This window comes from Paenibacillus sp. oral taxon 786 str. D14 (assembly GCF_000159955.1).
Taxonomy (GTDB): domain Bacteria; phylum Bacillota; class Bacilli; order Paenibacillales; family Paenibacillaceae; genus Fontibacillus; species Fontibacillus phoenicis.
The window spans coordinates 50,871-71,768 of record NZ_GG695971.1; the positions used below are offsets into that span (position 1 = coordinate 50,871).

Sequence of the window (20,898 nt, forward strand, 5' to 3'; positions counted from 1 at the left end):
AGCCGGATGTAGATTGTTCCCCACACCCGGCTATTTTGCACGTATGAACTAAATCGTACGAACTAAAGGACGCCGTCAGGCGTTTTTCTTATGTTTTTTAATAGAAGAAATCGAAGCCCTCGATCATCGTCCCGTTCTCATTTGTGGGACAATTATGGGGCATTCTAGGACATCAAACCAGAAATCTTAACAATTTTCGACACATTCCATATCATGGAATATATGCCTGCGACTTATCTGTACGCGTTAAGAAATGTCTGTATAATTTAGAACTGTAAGGAAATGAAAATTGCGGAAAGAGGGTGTAATTATAAGTTTCAACTCACTGATCGGTCAAGCTTCTTGGGGCTCGTAATCCAGTAGAGAAATAAAAATGGGGGAGAGGATGGAGATGGAAATGAACGGCAAGCCAGATGTGCGGGATTGGTTCCCAAGTGAAGACGGAAATCCGGCACAGCGGAAGCGAATGTTAGATCTGATCGAACAACTGGTTCGCGGCGTGGATGAGTTGAAGGATCCCGATGGCGTTAACCTGAAAGGGGAGAAACGGCGGGATGCCAATTTTTACGGCCGGCTGGCGGCGGAAAGCGTGATCCCCAAAGAAGGTGCTCCGATGGAAAATGTCAACGAGGAGTTGCTCAAGCTGCTGCACGGCCATCCCTATCATACGAAATACTTTTTTACGAATATTTTGCCCATGGCTTCAATTCCCGGCATGCTTGGGACGCTGACGGCCATGTTGGTGAATGGGAATAACCTATGGGATGTTTATGGGCCAGCCGGCGCCGAGGCAGAGGTTCGGGTCATCGCCATGATGTCCAAGCTGGTCGGCTACGATGCCGAAACCAGCGGGGGATATACCACGTGGGGCGGGCAGGGGGCCGTCTTTTCCGGCCTGCGTATTGCGATCGCCAAAGCAGCACCGAATGCGATGAAGCAGGGGGTTCCCAACAACCTGTTCGCGTTCTGTTCCGAGGCAGCTCATTACAGCTTGCTCAAGTCGGTGGAAGCCACCGGGCTCGGCAGCGATCGACTGGTGAAGGTCAAAACCTTACCCGACAGCTCCATGGATATTGCCGATTTGAAACGGAAACTGGAGACGGTCGCCCGAATGGGAGGCGTGCCGGTATATATCGTAGCTACGACAGGAACGACGGATGCCATTGGGATTGACGATATCAGCCAAATTCGTGCCGCCGCGGAGGAAAACGCGGAACGGTTTGGTTTGCCATGCCCGCATATCCATGCGGATTCTGCCCTTGGCGGTTTCTTTGCCTTCTTTAATGACTACGATATGGAACAAAATCCGCTGGGGTTCAGTGAAGGCGTTCTCGCCATGCTGGAGCCGATCCGGCGTAAAATGCAGATGCTCTCGCTCGCGGATTCCCTGTGCTTTGATTTTCAGAAGCTGGGCCAGGCTCCGTATGTCTCCAGTTTGTTCCTCTTGAAAAATGCGGCCGATCTCAAGCTCATGGATCTGGATGCGGAGGATACGCCGTACGTAGGTCACCGGGGATATGGCGAATACCATACCGGCTATACGTTGGAATGCTCCCGTATGGCAAGTTCGATCAGCATGTACAGCTTGTTGCTGTCCTTTGGTACAGAAGGGTATCAGCGCTTGTTGGGGCAGTTCCTGGAAGTAAACCGGGTGTTCCGCGAGCAGCTGACAGCAGAAATTCCGCAGGCAGACATTGCGAATCCAGACAATCCGGGCATCTCTACGCTGATTCGCATCTATTTGCCGGGAAGCCCGAGGTTTGCCGACGAAATCGAGGGGACGTGCTCCGCACGGGAGATCGAGCGCAGCAACCAGCTTAACGAGCGGTTGTTCGAGAAACTGGGGGAACGTCGCGACCGGATGTTCTTTGGCGATACGAAGAAACATCTGTTGGTGGGCTCGTCCGAAGGGCGGGAGATTCCGCTGTACGTGAGCAAATTTTTCGTGATTTCGCCGCATACCCGGCCGGAGCATGTGCATGAAGTCGTGCAGTATTTGAAGGAATGCATAACTGAGGTATGTGAAGCATCTGGCGTACCGGCAGTGAACTAAGCAATGACCTAAACAATGACCGCAACATATTAATCAATCCAGGAGATGAACTCGCAGTGAAAGATAAAATAAAACGTTTACTGTTCGGACATATCTCTTCAAAGATCATGTTAGGTACGACAGGTTTGCTCCTGATCGCGGTGCTTTGCTTCATCGGGCTGCTCACCATCGTGAATTCCACGCTGAGCGGCAAGCTGAAGAACGAGCTGGATCACCGGCTGGAGAGCAATATCCGCATCGTACAAAGCGAATTGGAGCGGATTGAAGGCAATAAGCTGGAAATCGACGGCATCGACAGCCCGCTGTATCAAGAAACCCGTGAAGCGATGGACCGGCTGAAGGAATTATACAATTTGGAGAACGTGTATATTTTGTCCAATGACGGCGGCACGGAGCGTATCATCGCTTTGTCTGACACCGAAGGCGACTATAATATGGAGTATCCGTTCTCCGAAGAAATGAAGCAGGCCATTGCACACGATCAAAAAACGATCAGCAGCATTTATAAAGATGAGTTTGGCGTACATAAATCGATATTTGTTCCATTAAAAAATGCAAACGGTACGACCACAGGGCTGCTGGGGATCGATCTTGATGCCTCTGTCATCCCGGAAACCGCCTCTGCGGTGCTGCGGTACAGCACCGTGATCACCATTCTCGTTCTCGTCATCGGCTTGCTGTTCGCTTATCTGCTGGGCCGAACGATTGCGAAGCCGATCAAAACACTGGTGCATGTGACGGAACGTTTGGCGACCGGCGATTTGACCCAGGAGATCGAAATTCGCAGCCGCGATGAGGTCGGCCGGCTCGCTGAGGCGTTTGGGAAGATGAGCGGCAATATGAAACAGTTGATCGGACATATCTCCGCGTCGTCCCTCGAGGTATCGGGGACCAGCGCCCAGTTGATGCAAGTCGCCAAAGAATCCAGCGAAAGCGCGCAGCAGGTGGCGGTTTCGATGAACAATATGAGCGAAGGCATTAACGAAGTTGTGGAATCGATCGCTCACAGCTCGGCGTCGGTGCAGGAAATCCAACAACAACTAAACGGCGTCGTCACCGATGTCAACACGATGCAGTCGATCGCCGAGAAGGTCAGCAAGCAATCGTCCGAGGGGCAAACCATGGTGGATGAGACGCTGCGTCACATGAATAAGATCGAACAGGTGATGCAACACTCGGAAACGATGGCAGGACAGCTGGAGGAGCACTCACGGGAGATTGGCGAAGTGATCAACATGATCACGGAGATCGCTCAGCAGACGAATCTGCTGGCGCTGAATGCCTCCATTGAAGCGGCACGGGTCGGTGAATTGGGCCGCGGCTTTGCCGTCGTCGCCGGCGAAGTCCGCAAGCTGGCCGAACAATCGGCTGTAGCCGCCTCGTCGATTACCGAACTGGTCGCCGGGACGCAGGAAAATAGCCGGCTCGTTATCGAAAGCATCGGCGAAGGCAGCCGGGCGATCGAAGAGGGCCAGGAATGGATGAGCAAGACGCATCAAAATTTCCGGGAGATCTTCCAAGGCATCAGCGATTTCTCGGCCCGGACCGATCAACTGCTGCAGTCGCTGCTGCTGGTGGAAAACTCCTATCAAAGCATTTCCGCCTCGGTGCAGCAAATTTCCGGCGTGACGCAGGAGCAGGCTGCTTCTTCTGAGGAAGTCGCTGCAGCGTCCGAACAACAAAGCGCAGCCATGCAGGAAATCGCGGGGGCGATTCGTCAGCTCTCGGCATTGTCTGAGAATTTGCAGCAGGCCGTGGCGATCTTTAAATTATAAGCAAGATTCGTGTTTTGTTTAGCTATTGAGGTGCCATTGCCAATCCGGGCTTCGCTTGGATTCGGCGAGGCATCCTCTTTTTTTGGAAACAGTAATTCCGAACATTTGTAAAATTAAACAGAAACATCGTTCGCTTTTCAATTTGACTTTAAAAATGGAGCCTGTTAAACTGGTATTGCTGCGTTAAAGCGATAGATGGTCGGGTTGACGTTAGCGGCGCGTTTGTTAGCGCGTACAATTTGGAGGAAGTGTCGGATCAGCCTAAGGTTGGCGGAAAGCCATCCGCAAGACGAAGGCTGTCTTTTGCAATGTTCAAATACAGGTGCTTGACGCACCAAGCGGGGGAATGTACATGTCAACGGTAGTCGTTGTAGGAACGCAATGGGGAGACGAAGGTAAAGGTAAAATCACGGATTTCTTGGCGGAAAGCGCCGATGTGGTGGCCCGTTATCAAGGCGGTAACAACGCCGGTCACACCATTCTTATCGACGGCAAGAAGTACAAACTCACCTTGATTCCGTCAGGCATCTTTAATCAAAATAAACGTTGTGTCATCGGCAATGGGGTTGTTATCAACCCGGCTGCCCTGATTGATGAAATCAACTACGTGGAAGAGAACGGTTTTAGTACGAAGAATCTCGTGATCAGCGATCGGGCTCATGTGATTTTGCCGTATCATTTGGTCTTGGATAAGTTGGAGGAAGAGCGTAAGGGAGAGAACAAGATCGGAACGACCGGGAAAGGGATCGGGCCGGCATATATGGATAAAGCCTCCCGCAGCGGGATTCGGATCGCTGATTTGATGGATGCCGAGGAGTTTGAAACGAAGCTGCGTCACATCATGAAGGAGAAGAATCATCTGATCGAGACCATTTACGGCGGGCAGCCGCTGGACGTAGAGGAAGTGCTGCAGCAGTATCTGGAATATGCGGAAATCCTGCGTCCGTACGTCGCGGATACGTCGGTGGTTTTGAACGATGCGATCGATGCCGGACAGAAGGTGTTGTTCGAGGGCGCGCAAGGCGTCATGCTCGACATCGACCAAGGGACCTATCCGTTCGTGACATCGTCCAATCCGTCGGCCGGCGGGGTTTGCAACGGCAGCGGCGTAGGACCTACGAAAATTCATCAGATCATCGGGGTGGCGAAAGCGTACACCACCCGTGTCGGCGACGGTCCGTTCCCGACCGAGCTGTTCGACGAAGTGGGTGACATGATTCGTGAGACGGGCCATGAATACGGAACGGTTACCGGGCGTCCGCGCCGGGTAGGCTGGTTCGACAGCGTGGTGGTCCGCCATACGCGCCGCGTCAGCGGCTTGACCGGGCTGTCGCTGAACTCCTTGGACGTGTTGACCGGTCTCAAGACCGTCAAAATCTGCACTGGCTATAAATACCGCGGTGAGATTATCACTCACTATCCGGCTAGTCTCAAGGTGCTTGCTGAATGCGAAGCGGTGTATGAGGAAATGCCAGGTTGGTCGGAGGATATCTCGGGTGCGAAAACGCTGGAGGATCTCCCGGAAACAACCCGGAATTACGTCCGCCGGATCTCGGAATTGACCGGTGTGCCTATCGCGATTTTCTCGGTTGGCCGTAACCGCAGTCAAACCAATCAGGTGTTGCCGATTTACGAATAATCCAATAGGGTAGACGATTCAGACGATCTCTAAGCCGCCGAACGAGCGATGTGTTCATCCTTGGGTAGGCGGTTTCTTTTTCTAGTTTAGCCTCCTAGCTTAGGTTGAAATCTGGTTTTGCCGTCCATACTGAAGGTTGAGAGACTAGATTCTTAGGCAGTAGGAGGAAACAAACGATGAAATGGCTCGGATGGATCTTGAAATTATGCGTAACGATCGTAGCGGTTAGTTTATTAACCGTGGCCACAACGGGATACATCGTCAATTCGTACATCCAATCTTTACTCAGCAGTTATAACCTGCCGATCACCGCACAGACCCCTAGCTTCAGCGGGATCATGAAGGGCATGCTGGGACTAGGCGGTGCCTCAGACCGTACGGATCAGGCGAAAGGTGAAGACGATGTGGTAGACAGCACTGGGGACAAAACGAAGGACGAATTGGCAGATTCGTCTGGCGGTAGCGGGGAGAGCGGCTCCTCCGGGGGGACGGCAACGGAGACGAACGGAACCCCGGCTAGCGGGACAGGTACGGAGGGGAAGGACACCAACGCAACGGATGAAGATGCACCGGAGGATGCTTTGCCGGTGATGGGCGGAATGAGTGGCGGAGAAGCATTGGGCGAGGATCAGCAGGTGGTCGTGACGCCGGATGATCTCGTGGCCAAGAAGAAGGAACTGCCGGATCAGCAGAAGGAGGAAATTTTTGCGATCCTTATGAAGAAGCTGCCACAGGAGGAAATGCAAATGTTGACCGTCGCCCTGGAAGGTGGTTTGACGGAAACGGAAATGATTAACATTGAACAGGTTCTGTCGAAACATTTGGATAAAACCGAATACGCCAAGGTCATGGAATTGTTAAAAAAATAATTTGCTTCAATTGCCTGATCCAAAGGGAATGTCAGCGTTAACATTCACAGGATTGTAAATTCAATGAACCGGCCTTTCAGCTGCCAAAACCGTGAGAACCCGCTTGTTAAGCGGGTTGTTTGCTTTTTGACCCAAAGTTGAAAATCTTCGCCCCGCTGTGTTAAAGTTAACAATAGCGACAAAAGGTTAAAATTTTGAAACCATTTCAAGTCGAATCGAGTCGATGGATAAAAGGAGATCGGTATGAAAGGTTTTACGGGAAAACGCTGGCAGCTGTGGCGCGTGAACGCTTCTCGGACGCAAGAGCAACACAGCCGCCCGGAAAACGATTCAGAGATATCCGAACCAGAGAGCGGGCGAAAATGGCGTGATCTTCTTATGCCCCGCAAGCTTGTCTTAGCCGGAGCCGCCGTGGTAGTCATTGCCGGAGTGGTCTATTGGGGAGGGCAGCAATACGTCAAGGCGAATACGGTATCCTATTACCGGGTTTACGTCAGCGGGAAGGAAATTGGCACGATCGCAAGCGAAGCGCAATTACAAGCTCTGATTGAACGCAAGGAGCAGGAATATAAGCAAAAATATCCGGATGTGGAGATGGCGGTGAATACCGAGGGCATCACCATTAAGCCGGAGCAGGCCTACAAAGCCGAAGTGGATGCTGAGTCCACGCTCGACGAGCTGTACGGGATGCTAACCGGCTACGCCAAAGGTGTGGAGCTGAAGGTGGACGGCAAAGTGATCGCCGTGGTGAAGGACCAGGCGGCCGCCCGAGAGGTTCTGGACCGGGTGAAATCGACATATGCACCGGATGTGGCTGCCAGCACGCTGGCTGCCAAAGTGAAACGAACCGGCGGCAGCAAGTCAGCTCAAGTGAAGACGAAGGCTTCCAACGCGACGTTGGAAACGGTGGAAATCGCCGAAGAGGTGAATCAAGGAGAGGTCAAGGCCGATCCGAACAAGGTGCTGAGCCCGGAGGAAGCGGTACGAAAGATCCTTCAAGGGGACGAAGAAGCAATTCAATATGAGGTACAGGAAGGGGATACGATCTCATCGATCGCGGCCCGTTTTGGTGTGTCTCAGAAGGAGTTGTTTGCGAACAATCCCGGGGTTGAAGAGCTGACGCTGCAAATTGGAACGTTGCTCAACGTGAAGGCGGTGCAGCCGGCCCTAACGGTTCGCACGGTGGAGCATGTGACGGAGGAAATTGTTACTGAACCGCAGGTCATCGTTAAGACGAACGCAAGTATGCGGGCAGGAGAGACTAAAGTGATTTCTCCCGGCTCCAGCGGCCTCAAGACGATGGAGTACCGAATCACGAAGGAAAACGGCATCGTTGTGAATGAAGAGTGGCTGGGACAGGAAGTCACGAAGAAATCTTCGCCAAAGATCGTCGTACGCGGTACGAAGGTCGTGCTGGGCGAGGGCACTGGGCAGTTTGCTTGGCCGGTATCCAGCGCGAAAATGACAAGCAGCTACGGCGAACGTTGGGGACGGACCCACAAAGGCGTCGATTTGGTCTCCTCCAACCGCAGCATTCTGGCTGCCGATGACGGGGTCGTCTCCTTCGTTGGGACGAAATCGGGATACGGCAACTGCATCATCATCGACCACAAGAATGGCTATGAAACGTTGTACGGCCACTTAAGCAAGATCAGCGTGAAGAAAGGTCAAATCGTCGAGAAGGGCGAAAAGATCGGCGTCATGGGCAGCACCGGGCGCTCGACCGGCACGCATTTGCATTTTGAGATCCATAAGAACGGCAGCATTCAGAATCCGTTAAAATATTTATAAGATGCGAGTCCGCCACCCGTAAGGGAGGCGGGCTTTTTTTGGGGACATTGGTCGCCGACTCCCTTTTTGAGGATTATCCCGTTGCATCAGGAGGTGGAAAAAGTGGAACAGCCCCTTCTCGATCAACCTCGTCTCTGAACAAAAGGGATAATCATGCAAAGCGATGTGAGAAAGGGGCATAAGGGTAGGAGATGAACGCGCGCTGCCAATCGTTACCGTCTCTGAAGATAGCTGATGCGGTGCCAGATATGGTAAGATAGAGGGAGCAAAAGCCCATGGCTGAAAGTTGGGGTGAACTTGATTCATGCAAGGAAAAATTCTGGTCGTGGATGACGAGAAACCCATTGCGGATATTTTAAAATTTAACTTGGAGAAAGAAGGCTACGAGGTCGTGCTTGCCTTCGACGGGATTGAAGCGACTCAGCTGGCCTTCTCCGAACAACCGGACTTGATTCTGCTCGATTTGATGCTGCCCGGCAAGGATGGAATGGACGTGTGCCGGGAGGTGCGGGCGAAGCTCGAGACGCCGATCATCATGCTGACGGCGAAGGACGGAGAGATCGATAAGGTGCTGGGCTTAGAGCTGGGCGCTGACGATTATGTGACCAAGCCTTTTAGTACCCGCGAGCTGTTAGCCCGGGTGAAGGCGCAAATGCGGCGTCAACAGAAGGCAGCTGCGGCGGCTGAAGGTGCGGAGGAAACGAAGCAGGGCATCAGTCTGTTCGAGCTGTTTATCGACACAGATATGTATACGGTCTATAAGAACGGCGAGCCGCTGGACCTGACGCACCGGGAGTTCGAGTTGATGCATTACCTGGTGAAGAACTCTGGCAAAGTGATGACCCGCGAACACCTGCTGCAAGCGGTGTGGGGCTTTGAGTATTTTGGCGATGTTCGCACGGTGGACGTGACGATTCGCCGGCTGCGTGAGAAGATCGAGAAGGATCCGAGCAAGCCGGAATACATTTTGACGCGGCGGGGATTGGGGTATATGATGCGGAGCTCCAAGGCGGGTGGACTCTAGAATGAATCTGCCCTCTTTTTTTCGCACGATCCAGGCTAAACTGATTATTATTTACGTGCTGCTCATCCTGATTGCCATGCAGCTGATCGGGGTGTATTTCGTGAGCGCGATGAAGACCTCGCTGACCAGCAACTTCACCAAGGAGCTGCAGGAGCGGGCGGAGCTGCTCTCCGTGTTGGCGGCACAAAACCTGGGCGTGACTGGAGAGTCGGCGGAGGAATCGTTAGAGAATTTGCGTGTATTGGTTAACAACCTGTTTAATATCGGCGGGGCCGAGATTCAGGTGCTCGATGCGAGCGGCAAGGTGCTGACGACGTCCAAGCCATCCCACGCCGATTACGTGGGCACGAAGAACACGCAGACGGTCGTGAGCCGGGCCCTGCAGGGCATCCGCGATAACGAGGAGTACATCATCGACGAGGACAACGTCCGGAAGAAAGTCGTCGCCAAGCCGGTCGTCAGCGGCGGGAAAATCGTCGGCGCCATTTACATTGCGGCGTCGATGAGCGAGCTGTACAGTACGATGGAGCGGATCAACAATATTTTTATATCCGGGATCTTGCTGGCGTTGGGGTTGACGGCGGTATTAGGCGTGATTTTGGCGCATACGATCACCTCGCCGATTAAGGAGCTGACCCGGCGCGCCACGGCGGTGGCTGAAGGGCAGTTCCATCAGAAAATGCCGGTGCTTGGCAATGACGAAATCGGCCAGCTTAGCAAGGCGTTTAACTACATGACCAGCCGGCTGCGCGATGCGCTGGCGCAGAACGAGGAAGAGAAGGAGAAGCTCGCTTCGATCCTCACGAACATGAGCGACGGGGTGATCGCCACCGACGAGACAGGCCGAGTCATCCTGATGAACCGGCGTGCGAGCGAGATGCTGGGGACGTCGGATACGGATCTCGATCAGGCCGATATCATGTCGCTGATGAACCTGCCGGATGAGGAATGGGACGTGCTGGAGCAAGGAACGATGCACTCGACGATCCTTGAGAATACCGGGCCGGACGGCGACGTCTTCTTGATCCGGGTGACGTTTACGCCGATTCATCGGCGGGAAATCGGGATCATTGGAACGATCGCCGTCCTCCAGGACGTCACCGAACAGGAGAAGCTGGAGGCGTCGCGACGGGAGTTTGTGGCGAACGTGTCGCACGAGCTGCGGACGCCGCTGACGACGATCAAGAGCTACACCGAAGCGCTGGAGGATGGCGCGATGGAGGATCCGGAGCTTGGGCCGCGGTTCGTGTCCGTGATCCAGAGCCAAACCGAGCGGATGATCCGCCTGGTCACCGACCTGCTGCATCTGTCGCGGTTCGACTCGCATGAGGCTGAGTTGCGGAAGCAGCCGACGAACGTGATGGAGATGCTGGAGGATGTGGTGGACCGGTTTTCTTTTCAAATGCAGGAGAAAGAGATCAAGCCCACGCTGTTTATCGCCAATGACGTGGATACGGCCTGGATTGACCGCGACCAGATTGACCAGGTGCTGGACAATCTGATCTCCAATGCGATGAAATATACACCGGAGGGCGGCGCCATCGCGCTGGAAGCTCGCTTGACCGAAGACCGTCAGCTAGCCATTTCGGTGCAGGATACCGGAATCGGGATTCCGAAGAAGGATCTGGACCGGATTTTTGAACGTTTCTATCGCGTCGATAAGGCGCGTTCACGGAATATGGGCGGGACGGGCCTAGGCCTATCCATTGCCCGGGAAATTGTACGGGCGCACGGCGGGACCATATCTCTGCAGTCCGAATTGGGCAAAGGCACGAAGGTGACCTTTACGCTGCCGGCGGAGAAGCAAGGAGGCGAAGCGCGGTGAAGGAGAAGGTCAAATCGCTGACGCTGGCCTTGCTGGTCGCGTGCAGTTTGGTACAGAGTTATTTTCTTATCTATCAGTTGCCGGGCAGCAATCCGGTGGTCAAGTCGGAGAGCGACTATATCCGTACGGAGAACATGGGGACAACCCTGGAAGCGGATGTGATGCTCTTTCCGGCGCAAATCGCCGTGCATTTGGGCGAGGAACGGCACACCGTGTTTTATCCGGATTCGACGTTCTACAAGTTGATCTACAACCGGCTGAAGGGCCGCCAGTTCGACGGGTTCCAGCGATACGACATCGATAATATGAATTGGACGGACATTCGCAGCAAGGATATCGGTGTGGAACTGGACTTTGGCGGAGGCGTACCTGTGGAGCTGCTGCAGAAGGTGATGCAGATCGCGCCGGACCCGCTGTTTGACGCGGAGAGCGTTAACCGGCTGATGATCTTTAACTCGGGAAGCGACGATCAGGTGCGCGTGTTCTTCTTTAGCTCGCGAGGCGACGTGGTGTACGAGGCAACCAAGGCCGATTTGACGGTGCAGGACGTGCAGCAACAGGTTGATTTTGGCAAGGATTGGGTGCCGTATACGTTAACGGATGGCTATTATGTCCCCGAGAAGTCAATTGATTTGGTCGAAACCGGCTTGAACATCGGGTTGTATACGACGGAGCAGATGCAGCGAAGCTTGTTCTTTGATCCGAGCATCACCCGGTACATCCGGGAAAAAGACGGCTCCGAAATCTACACGGACAGTAAACGCAGCCTTCAGGTTAAGCAGAACCGGAACTGGATCAACTACACCGATCCGGCGGCTCCTTCAGCGGGCGAGAACAGCCCAAGCAAGAACGTGCTGTCGGCGATTGACTTCGTGAACCAGCACGGCGGCTGGAACGGCAATTACCGGTTGGAGCAAACGACCGAAGGAGTTGAGGAAGACCAGCATCGGGTGGTGTTCCAGCAGTATTACGGAACCGGGCAATTTGGCTCCTTCCCGATCATCGACCTGTCGACGTTCCATTACGGAGCGATCACGCTGGAAATGCGTCAAGGCACAATCACCGGCTATGAACGGTCGTTGATTTACGGCTCCGGCGGCAGCTGGGAGAAGAAAGTCGTCTCTCTGCCCGGCGGCAAGGCGTTGCGGGAGAGCATTGCGGCGCTTAAGGCGGAGGCGCGGATTGCCAACTTATATCCGGCGTACTTGCCTTCTCTCACCGAGCAGGGGCTGCTGCTGAAGCCGACTTGGGTAGTCGAGCTAAGCAACGGCGCGACCCGGGTGCTGAGCTTGGGAGCGGTGGAGAAGACCGGAGCGGATGTGGACACGGGTGCAGGTTCAGGAACGGCTACGAAGTAGTGTGCGTGGTACTCGCGTAAGGTTGGCGCGGATGGGCTTAGAGCCGAGGCAGTGGCGTTGAATGTGCTTCTTAATCAGAGACTTAATCTGAACGAAAGGGGGGTGAACCATGGATTGGGGACGGGCGAAAAACGTGTTGATCTACGCCTTTTTGCTGCTGAATCTGGTGCTGGGCTATCAACTGTGGAACGATCTGCGGGAGCAGGCCGACTCCAACCTGGATATCACCGCCCTGGAAAATAACACGCAGCAGGCGATGGATGAGAAGAACATTCGCGTGCTCGCCAAAATTCCGACGGAGACGCCGGAGCTGCCCAAGATCGCTTACCGGTTCTTGGACGATTCGCAAAGCGGCAAGCTGATCGAACTGCCGGTGCCGGTGGACAGCAGGCTGATTTTTGCACCGCGGGAGTTAACGGCTGCGTTGAAGGACAGCATTCCGGACATCGGGGATTACCGCTATGACGAAGTGGCGAGCAGCGCAGACGTGTTCGTTCTGCACCCGCTGGTGGACGGGAAATGGCCGCTCTTCAAAATCGAGCTCAAGCTGTTGGGCAGCAATCAGAAGATCATTTCGTACCAGCGCCGTGCGATTGAGATCAGCTATCCGGAGGAAGAGAAGCCACAGCGTGTGCTTTCGGCCTCCAAGGCGCTTGGCAACTTGATCGAGAACTTCCTGCCGGAAGGCTCGGTTGTGACCGAGGTCGAGTTAGGATATTACGGCGAGGTGTTCGATTCGGACGCGCATCTGCCGGCTGCTCCGGCATGGCGATTTATGCTGGAGAGCGGCAAGGAGTATTACGTGCAGGGCATCAGCGGTGATGTCATTAGTCCGAATACAGAGAAAACGAAGGAGTAATGGGAGATTATGGGGATCCGATTTTCGGTGCTGTCGAGTGGTTCGACGGGAAATGCAACACTGGTGGCCAATGGGGAAGTCACACTGATGATCGATGCCGGCTTTAGCGCCAAACGCATCGAAGAACTGATGATGGAGCGCGGGGTGAGCGGGCAGGATTTGACAGGCATTCTGGTTACGCATGAGCATTCGGACCATATCAAGGGCTTAGGCGCGGTGGCGCGAAAATACAATCTGCCGGTATACGCTAACGAAAAGACGTGGGCAGCCATGGAAAAGGCGATTGGGAACCTCGCAGACGACCAACGCTGTATTCTGGGGACCGGAGAAACCCGCGATTTCGGCTCGCTCCGCGTGGAGTCGTTCGCCATCTCGCATGACGCCGCTGAGCCGGTGGGCTACAACTTTTACGACGGCAAGGAGAAGCTGAGCGTATGCACCGACCTGGGCTATGCCAGTGACAAGGTGAAGGAAGCGATATATGATGCCGATGTGCTGGTGCTTGAGGCGAATCACGATATCGAGATGCTGCGGATGGGACGTTACCCGTGGAACATCAAGCGGCGTATCCTCGGCGACTTGGGGCACTTGTCCAACGACGCGACCGGGGAGCTGATGAGCGAGATTCTGAACGGCCGTCTGAAGCGGACGTATCTGGCCCACCTCAGCCGCGAACACAATATGCTCGATCTGGCTAAGATGGCGGTTCGCAGCGCCATGGAGGATCGCGGCTGCTTCTTCAAGGACAGCGAATTCAAGCTATGCGATACGTACTATGACCGGCCGACGCCGTGGGATGTGGTGAGCGAGCGTTAGCATATATTGTATATGATTTTTCGAATATAATGTGTTGCGGATAGAGGAAAACGGTGAATTGTATTCGATTTTTCATATAGAATCGGGCCGATTGACCTTTCGAGGCAAGAATGTGTATGAAAAATCGAATAGATTGGGTTGAAATCGCCGAAACTGGCGAAATGTATTCGATTTTTCGCATACATTTACCGCGTAGACAAGAAGACCGCCTGGTTGGGATGGGATCCCCAGGCGGTCGTTTTTATTATAGCTCCCACCCCGGCAAATACGCCTTGGTGTTGTTCAGCATCGTTGTGAACAGCTCCTCCGCTTGCGAAGGAGTCAAGGTGGAGAGCAGCGGGTCGTTCAGGAAGGCGCGGAAGGCTAAGTCGCGATCCTTGGTTAAGGCTGCTTTCAGAATCGTCTCCTGGTTGTAGACGTGCCGGGTAACCAGATTGTTGATGTCCTCCGGCAAGCTGCCCGCCATCACCGGCTGGACGCTGTTCGCACCGAATACGGCGTTCGTCTCCACGACGGCGTTCAGCGGCAGTGAAGCCACTTGACCGCGGTTCGGCAGGTTGACGTTGGTGATCATCGGGGCGCTGGCACCGGTCAAGCTAAGCAGCATGGCGATCCCTTCCTCGCCGCTGGATTTGAGCGAGAACGTCTCCTCGCCGGCAACAAGACGGCGGCTGCGCTCCCGCAGCTTCTGCAGATTGTTGATCCGCCAGTCGACGGTCGTCAGGCCGAATTTCCACTGCTTTACGTGCTCGGGGCTTCGCAGATACCAGGTGTTTGGCATAAATTCGGCCAAATGTCGGTCACCGGCAGCGGCGATCAGGCCGAAGCGGCGGAACAGGTCGAAATGAATGCGGTTCGCGGATGCAAAGCTGTTGTTCATCCAGTGGTCTTTTTGCCCATGGGTACTAAAGCCTTCTTCGGCATATTTCTCGGCAAAAGCCTGATATAGCGGGAATAGGTCCGTACCGCGATAGGAAGCACGGTCCAGCCAAGTGAAATGGTTAATCCCCAGCACATTTACCTCGATCTCTTGGCGCCGGACACCGGTTACCCCCGTCATGTCCTCCAGCATCTCGGCAAGCAGCTCCTGCGTGCCGAAGACCTCATGGCAGCAGCCGAAGGCTTTGATGCCCGGGAACACCTCGTACAGCGTGCGGGTCAGGACGCTCATCGGGTTCGTGTAATTGATGACCCAGGCGTTGGGGGCATGGTCGCGAATTGCTTCGGCGATTTCTACGTACATCGGGATACTGCGCAGCGCGCGAATCGCTCCGCCCGGGCCGACGGTATCGCCCACAGACTGGTAGATGCCGTAAGCCTCCGGTGCGTGCACGTCGGAGCGCATCTCCTCGAACGTTCCGGGAAGGATGGAGATGATGACAAAGTCGGAACCCTTGAGCGCTTCTGGCAATGTCTGCACCGCTTCGTAACGCCAGCGTCCCACCGCATCAGGATGATCTTGTAAACGGTTACCAATGATCTCATTTGCTTGGGCTGCCTCAAAGTCGATATCGTATAAGGCCACGTGTCCCGAAAGCGCCGGTTCCAGAGCCAAATCGCTCATTAATCCCCAGGCCCAGCCGCGGGAACCGCCGCCGATATAAGCGATCTTCAAATGTTTAACCATTGTGGCTTCTTGCATATCGTTCACTCCCTTGATTGATGTTACAATAAACATAGAGCAAAAATAGAAAAGTTACTGCACGAATTTTGTTAATTTGAGCTGGCATTCTACATTTTTTGCTGTCGAGAGACGAGCGTGTTGGGAGGGGAGCAGAATGACGTTGGAAGGGCAGTTAGCGCCGATTCGCCGGATGCTGTTCATCGAGGCAGCGAAGCAGCCCGGGCGGTTCTCGATGGATGGGGAGCATTTTCACGATGCGTGGGAGATTTATTATCTGGTGTCCGGGGAACGGTGTTATTTCATCAAGGATCAAATCTATCGCATCGGTGCAGGCGATCTGGTGTTGATCCCGGTGAATGTGCTGCACAAGACATCGCCATCGGGGAAGCTGTCGCAGCCCCATGAGCGGATCCTGGTGAATTTCCGTACGGAGGTGGTGAGCGCGCTGCTGCCCGGGAGGGAGGAAGAGCTGGAGCAACTTTTTGCCAAGTATCCGGTTCTGCGTTTAAGCGCCGAGGAGCAGCAGCTTGTGCAACAGCTGTTAGCTCGTATGCTGGCAGAGCAGAAGCAGCAGGCAGGCGGATATGAGGAATATTGCCAACTGCTGCTGGCTGAGTTGCTGCTTAACCTGCTTCGCATGGCGAACGCTCGGCCAAACCATGATGGGGAAGAAGGGGGCGGGAAACGCCCCTACCGGGAAATCGCTGAAGTCGCCCGCTACATCAATGCGCATTACGATGAGAATCTCAGCTTAAGCGATCTCGCCAATCGATTTCATCTCAGCCCGTATTACCTCAGCCATCTCTTCCCCAGAGTTACCGGGCTGACGCTGGTCGCTTACATTAACCGCGTCCGCATCGAGGAAGCCTGCGCGCTGCTGCGCGAAACGGAGCTGCCTGTGACCGAGATCGCGTACCGCGTTGGCTATCAAAGCGGCACCCACTTTGGACGCGTGTTCAAGAAGGCCAAGGCGGTGTCGCCGCAAAGCTACCGGCGCGAGCAGCGGATGCTCAGCGGCGGGGCGGGGGTGCGGTAAAAGGGAAGTGGTACAGGTTAACGTAACGACCTTAACCCGCATCATCGCCGCTCTTCACTCGCGCTCGGTCAACGGCCGCTCTTCTACCGCGGGCACGGTTAACTCCACCATCGTGCCCAATCCCGGCTTGCTGCGCATCCGGAAGGTAAATTCGTGCTCATAGGTTAATCTCAAACGCTTGCACGTATTATACAGTCCGACATGCTCCGTCCGCTCCTCGTCGGAATGCAGCCGCTCCACGAGCTGGCGCAGCTCCTCTGGCGGGATGCCGCAGCCATTATCGATTACGGTAATGAGCAGCCGATCCTCCTTCCGCCGGAATTTCACCTTGATCAGGCCATGTCCGTCTTTTTCCTTAATGCCGTGGTAGATGCTGTTCTCAACCAAAGGCTGCAGCACCAGCTTGATCGTGTACAGGCGGGTGATCTCCTCCTCGTAGTCGAACTGGACGTCGAACTTGTTTTTGTACCTTTTTCGCTGGATATTGACGTAGCTGACGGTGTTAGCGATTTCTTCGCCCCAGGTGACGATTTTGGTCGGGTCGCTGAACGAGTAGGAGAGGATATCGGACAAGTCCTCGATCATCTCGCTGGCTTTGTTCGGCTTGCCGGTCAAGGCCACGGACTCCCAATACACCGAATGCAGCGTGTTGTACAAAAAATGCGGATTGATCTGCGATTGCAGCGCGAGCAGCTCCATGACCTGGAGGCGGTATTTTTTCTCCAGCAGCTGGGTTTTGATGTACCGGTGTTCGATAAAATGGGTGATCATGTTCTGGATGATATAGGAGTATTCGTCCCGAACCTTCAAAGGCGGCTTCAACGGCACGCAGCTGTCGTCGGCCGATTTGATCAAGGTGCGAATCATCTTGAGCTGCTTATAGTTGCGGCGGATCAGGTAAAACGTCAACGCAAACCCGCAGGCGACCGCGATCACGGCGAACACCAGCGTGTAGTTGAAAATACGCGTTGGCGTTTTGTATAACTCGCTGTGCGGGATCACCGAGACGTACTTCCACTTGTACCGCTCGGATTCAACTTTGGTCACGTTCACCTTGCCTTGGGGCGTGTCCATATCGAAGAAGGACGCCGGATTTTCGGCAATGGACCGGAGTTCGCTCTCCTGCAGCCGACCGCCGTGATGATTAGAGAAAATAACGTGGTTCTCCTCATCCAACACAAACAGCTGCTGGTCCGGGTACTTGGTGATGTCGTCCAAAATGCTCTCGATATACTTCGGCTTAATGTTCAGAATGATTGCGATCTTTTGCGGCACCAGCACGTTATAGAAGGTGACGATCGGCGTCGCGTCCGATTCGAAATCGTAAAACTTGATGTTCCGCCGCGACGTCCATTTGGCCGGCGGTCCGGTATAGTCCATAAAAGCATCATACCAAGCGGTATCATAAAAATGATCCAGCGTCACCAGTCCCCCCACCGACGACAGGAAACGCTGATACGGGTTGTCGACGTACAGGTAAAAGGATTGGATATACGGTTTCGCGCTCGTAAATCCGTTGAGGAAGCTGGAGATAATCCGGTATGAAGTGGAGCTTTCGTAGGTGTAATGCGGATTTTTCAATACGGCCGAGAGTTCGTTGAAGATCGCGGTATTATCGTAAAGCGCCAGATACAGCGTATCGATTTCGTTTAGGATCATCTCCAGTTGGGTCTGCGATTGATGAAGCAGGAAGCTGCTGTTCTGGTTGATGTCTCGCTTGATGTCGTGTTGTGTCGTCAGGAAGGAAAGCGAGCCAAGCAGGACGATGGGCACGAGCAGCGGAACAAGAAACGCGGTCAGCTGTTTGGCGAAATATTTATCTCTCATGGGCTCGAGGGACCGTTTCGGAATTCGCTGGGCGTTTGACCGTAATAGCTTTTAAACGTCCGCGTGAAGTTTTTGGCGTTGCTGTAGCCGACTTTTTCGCTGATTTCGTAGGTTTTGTAGCTCACGTCCCGAAGCAGAGCGGCTGCCATTTCCATTTTTGTCTGCAGCACGTAGTCGGAGAAGTTTTGTCCGGTTTTTTGCTTGAAAAAGAAGCTAAGATAGTTGGCATTCATATGCACAAGCCTCGCGACCTCCTCAAGGGAGGCATTTTTATAGTTGGCTTTGACGTATTCCTTGATCTTCTGGATAATGAGGCTTTCGCCGCCTTGTCCGGGTGCGGAGGGGTTCGGCCCCAGATCTTGGTTTTCCGCAGCAGCCTCTGCTTCCAGTTCCTCTTTGATCTTGCCGAAAACATCCAATAGCACATGATATTTGGCCGGCTTCAGAATGTAGTTGATGACGCGAAAATGCAGGGCCTGCTGGGCATATTCAAAATCCCGGTATCCGCTGAGAAAGACGACCTTAATCTGCCGCCGGTGGTTGTACAGCTGCTCGGCCAGCTCGATCCCGGACATCACGGGCATCTTAATATCGGTCAGCACGATGTCAACGCGCTCGCCTTCGGCGATCAAACGGAGCGCTTCTTGGCCGTTGTTGGCCTGGCCGACGACCTGAAAGCCTACTTCGTTCCACGGAAAATAACTCGACAACGCTTCGCGCGTCTCCGCTTCGTCATCTACGATTAACAGGTTATACATTCGCTCACCCCGGCTTCTATGAAGTCAAATGTAATGGCATACATCGATTATAGCAGATCGCCCGAAATTGGTTGTAAGCGTTTAAACAACGGACCGCAAACATGTGAAAAAACGATTCTTTTTATAACAAGAAGATACCTTGGAGTAAAATTTCCGCGAAATGTGATACCTTTTTCTAAGGACAGCTACCTTATCGAAGGGCCGAAGCCGATTTTATAATAAAAGCGCTTACAAATTTAGTGAGTCCTAAGGGGGAAATGAATGATGGGAAGAAAAAAAGTTTGGGCGCTGGGCTTGGCCATGGCACTCCTTCTCGCACTTCTGAACGGCTGCTCATCCGGAGGGAACGAGGCGGCAAACAACACCTCCACTTCAGTCAATAACGGATCAAGCGAGAATGCCGGGGATACGGGGAATCCGGTGACCTTGCGTTTCAGCTGGTGGGGCGGCGAGGATCGTCATGCGGCTACGCTGGAGGTGATCGAGGCGTATAAGAAAATCGCGCCCAATGTCACCATCGAGGCGGAATATCAGGGCTTTGACGGATACGAGCAAAAGATCAAAACCCAGCTGACCAGCGGCACTTCGGCTGACATCATGCAGCTCGACCTGCCGTGGGTCCAGGAGCTGGTGACGAAAGGCGACTTCTTCGTCGATCTGAAGACGGTGGGAGATTTCGATGCCACGGGGTTCGATCCGACGTTCCTGGACAACTTCGGCGTTTATGACGGCAAGCTGGTGGCAGTGCCAACCGGCGTTAACGCCTACTGCTTGATCATCAACAAGACGCTGGCCGATCAGTTAGGCATCCCGACGGACATTCAATGGGATTGGGATACGCTTTACGAGCAAGGCAAAAAGCTGCATGAAGCCGACAGCGGTAAATACCTGCTGCTGGCCGACCACGCGGCGTTAACCCAGGATTTCCGGACGATGCTGAAGCAGCGTACGGGCGAGCAATGGATCAAAGAGGACTATACCGTAGGCTTTACGAAGGAAGATGCGGTAGCCAGCTTCGAGTGGCTGCAGAAGGCGATGGAAGCGGGGGTGTACCAGCCGCTGGGTGAAGCCGACCTGTTCTTCGGGAAGCTCGATCAGAACCCGAAATGGATCAATCAAGAAATGCCGATGACCACGTCGATGAGCAGCACGCTGCCCACGTTGAAGACGGTACTGCCGGAAGGAACTGAAATTGTAACGGCGCTCCCGGCGATCGCCAAGGATGCCAAAAACACCGGCGTCGTCGTCCGTCCGTCGCAGCTGTTCGCGGTCAGCCAAAAAAGCCAACATCAAGAAGAAGCCGTGAAGTTCCTCAACTGGTTGATGAACGATCCAGAAGCGGCGGTGATCCTGGGCAGTGTCCGTTCGATTCCGCCTGTGAAGTCGTCGCAGCAAGCTGCCGTGGAAGCCGGCAAAATCGATCCGGCGATTACGAATGCGGTGGAGCTGGGGCTCGAGAACGCGGGTCTCGTGGACAACAGCATCTCTAACAACTCGGAGGTTGCAAAAATCCTTGAGGACGTCATTCAGAAGGTCAGCTATAACAAAGCCACGCCGGAGCAGGCCGCCGACGAGCTGATCGCCAGCTTAACGTCCAAATTGGCCGAAATTAAAGACCGTACTCAATAAACAGGTCGTAAGCGG

15 protein-coding genes are annotated in these 20,898 nt (G+C 54.0%); 12 read left to right on the top strand and 3 right to left on the bottom strand.

Going from position 1 to position 20,898, the window contains the following annotated elements; translation table 11 throughout:
* Nucleotides 1-391 precede the first annotated feature (391 nt).
* From POTG_RS03285 to POTG_RS03330, 10 genes are all read left to right on the top strand, one after another.
* The gene (locus POTG_RS03285) at nt 392-2,053 is read left to right on the top strand and encodes a pyridoxal phosphate-dependent decarboxylase family protein (protein WP_009223373.1); all 1,662 of its coding nucleotides are present in this window, start codon (nt 392-394) and stop codon (nt 2,051-2,053) included.
* A gap of 107 nt (nt 2,054-2,160) precedes the next feature.
* The gene (locus POTG_RS03290; protein ID WP_050769694.1) at nt 2,161-3,828 is read left to right on the top strand and encodes a methyl-accepting chemotaxis protein; all 1,668 of its coding nucleotides are present in this window, start codon (nt 2,161-2,163) and stop codon (nt 3,826-3,828) included.
* 352 nt (nt 3,829-4,180) lie between these two features.
* Nucleotides 4,181-5,467: an adenylosuccinate synthase gene (locus POTG_RS03295; RefSeq protein WP_009223375.1), complete on the top strand. Its 1,287-nt coding sequence runs from the start codon at nt 4,181-4,183 to the stop codon at nt 5,465-5,467.
* Nucleotides 5,468-5,643: 176 nt separating this feature from the next.
* Complete coding sequence (locus POTG_RS03300; protein ID WP_009223376.1) at nt 5,644-6,336, top strand: hypothetical protein; 693 nt, start codon at nt 5,644-5,646, stop codon at nt 6,334-6,336.
* A gap of 243 nt (nt 6,337-6,579) precedes the next feature.
* Nucleotides 6,580-8,127 carry a peptidoglycan DD-metalloendopeptidase family protein gene (locus tag POTG_RS03305; protein WP_009223377.1) on the top strand — a complete coding sequence of 516 codons (1,548 nt, stop codon included), beginning with the start codon at nt 6,580-6,582 and terminating at the stop codon, nt 8,125-8,127.
* A 304-nt stretch (nt 8,128-8,431) separates the two neighbouring features.
* On the top strand, nt 8,432-9,151 hold the full coding sequence (yycF, locus tag POTG_RS03310; RefSeq protein WP_009223378.1) for a response regulator YycF: 720 nt from the start codon (nt 8,432-8,434) through the stop codon (nt 9,149-9,151).
* 76 nt (nt 9,152-9,227) lie between these two features.
* Complete coding sequence (gene walK / locus POTG_RS03315) at nt 9,228-10,976, top strand: cell wall metabolism sensor histidine kinase WalK (RefSeq protein ID WP_397376643.1); 1,749 nt, start codon at nt 9,228-9,230, stop codon at nt 10,974-10,976.
* Entirely contained in the window at nt 10,973-12,334 is a 1,362-nt protein-coding gene (locus POTG_RS03320; protein WP_009223380.1) for a YycH family regulatory protein, read from the top strand. The genes walK and POTG_RS03320 overlap by 4 nt, the downstream gene beginning before the upstream one ends.
* 109 nt (nt 12,335-12,443) lie before the next feature.
* Nucleotides 12,444-13,193, top strand: a complete 750-nt coding sequence (gene yycI, locus POTG_RS03325) for a two-component system regulatory protein YycI (protein WP_009223381.1) — start codon at nt 12,444-12,446, stop codon at nt 13,191-13,193.
* A 9-nt stretch (nt 13,194-13,202) separates the two neighbouring features.
* Nucleotides 13,203-14,009: an MBL fold metallo-hydrolase gene (locus POTG_RS03330; RefSeq protein WP_009223382.1), complete on the top strand. Its 807-nt coding sequence runs from the start codon at nt 13,203-13,205 to the stop codon at nt 14,007-14,009.
* A gap of 244 nt (nt 14,010-14,253) precedes the next feature.
* Here POTG_RS03330 and POTG_RS03335 read toward each other — a convergent pair whose 3' ends face one another.
* The gene (locus POTG_RS03335; RefSeq protein ID WP_028539286.1) at nt 14,254-15,651 is read right to left on the bottom strand and encodes a family 4 glycosyl hydrolase; all 1,398 of its coding nucleotides are present in this window, start codon (nt 15,649-15,651) and stop codon (nt 14,254-14,256) included.
* 136 nt (nt 15,652-15,787) lie between these two features.
* Between POTG_RS03335 and POTG_RS03340 the strand changes: the two genes are divergently transcribed.
* Nucleotides 15,788-16,669, top strand: a complete 882-nt coding sequence (locus POTG_RS03340) for an AraC family transcriptional regulator (RefSeq protein ID WP_009223384.1) — start codon at nt 15,788-15,790, stop codon at nt 16,667-16,669.
* 54 nt (nt 16,670-16,723) lie between these two features.
* On the opposite strand, the gene POTG_RS03345 is transcribed toward POTG_RS03340, so the two are convergent.
* Both POTG_RS03345 and POTG_RS03350 read right to left on the bottom strand, forming a co-directional pair.
* Entirely contained in the window at nt 16,724-18,496 is a 1,773-nt protein-coding gene (locus POTG_RS03345) for a sensor histidine kinase (protein ID WP_009223385.1), read from the bottom strand.
* Nucleotides 18,493-19,254, bottom strand: coding sequence for a response regulator transcription factor (locus tag POTG_RS03350; RefSeq protein ID WP_009223386.1), 762 nt, complete (start codon nt 19,252-19,254; stop codon nt 18,493-18,495). Before POTG_RS03350 ends, POTG_RS03345 begins: the two co-directional genes overlap by 4 nt.
* A gap of 264 nt (nt 19,255-19,518) precedes the next feature.
* Between POTG_RS03350 and POTG_RS03355 the strand changes: the two genes are divergently transcribed.
* Nucleotides 19,519-20,883, top strand: coding sequence for an ABC transporter substrate-binding protein (locus POTG_RS03355; protein WP_157273299.1), 1,365 nt, complete (start codon nt 19,519-19,521; stop codon nt 20,881-20,883).
* Nucleotides 20,884-20,898 lie beyond the last annotated feature (15 nt).

What these genes read in the sequence shown, in the direction of transcription:
- POTG_RS03285 (WP_009223373.1), top strand. Translation starts at nt 392, where the DNA reads ATGGAAATGAACGGCAAGCCAGATGTGCGGGATTGGTTCCCAAGTGAA.
- POTG_RS03290 (WP_050769694.1), top strand. Translation starts at nt 2,161, where the DNA reads ATGTTAGGTACGACAGGTTTGCTCCTGATCGCGGTGCTTTGCTTCATC.
- POTG_RS03295 (WP_009223375.1), top strand. Translation starts at nt 4,181, where the DNA reads ATGTCAACGGTAGTCGTTGTAGGAACGCAATGGGGAGACGAAGGTAAA.
- POTG_RS03300 (WP_009223376.1), top strand. Translation starts at nt 5,644, where the DNA reads ATGAAATGGCTCGGATGGATCTTGAAATTATGCGTAACGATCGTAGCG.
- POTG_RS03305 (WP_009223377.1), top strand. Translation starts at nt 6,580, where the DNA reads ATGAAAGGTTTTACGGGAAAACGCTGGCAGCTGTGGCGCGTGAACGCT.
- yycF (WP_009223378.1), top strand. Translation starts at nt 8,432, where the DNA reads ATGCAAGGAAAAATTCTGGTCGTGGATGACGAGAAACCCATTGCGGAT.
- walK (WP_397376643.1), top strand. Translation starts at nt 9,228, where the DNA reads ATGCAGCTGATCGGGGTGTATTTCGTGAGCGCGATGAAGACCTCGCTG.
- yycI (WP_009223381.1), top strand. Translation starts at nt 12,444, where the DNA reads ATGGATTGGGGACGGGCGAAAAACGTGTTGATCTACGCCTTTTTGCTG.
- POTG_RS03330 (WP_009223382.1), top strand. Translation starts at nt 13,203, where the DNA reads ATGGGGATCCGATTTTCGGTGCTGTCGAGTGGTTCGACGGGAAATGCA.
- POTG_RS03335 (WP_028539286.1), bottom strand. Translation starts at nt 15,651, where the DNA reads ATGCAAGAAGCCACAATGGTTAAACATTTGAAGATCGCTTATATCGGC.
- POTG_RS03340 (WP_009223384.1), top strand. Translation starts at nt 15,788, where the DNA reads ATGACGTTGGAAGGGCAGTTAGCGCCGATTCGCCGGATGCTGTTCATC.
- POTG_RS03345 (WP_009223385.1), bottom strand. Translation starts at nt 18,496, where the DNA reads ATGAGAGATAAATATTTCGCCAAACAGCTGACCGCGTTTCTTGTTCCG.
- POTG_RS03350 (WP_009223386.1), bottom strand. Translation starts at nt 19,254, where the DNA reads ATGTATAACCTGTTAATCGTAGATGACGAAGCGGAGACGCGCGAAGCG.
- POTG_RS03355 (WP_157273299.1), top strand. Translation starts at nt 19,519, where the DNA reads ATGGGAAGAAAAAAAGTTTGGGCGCTGGGCTTGGCCATGGCACTCCTT.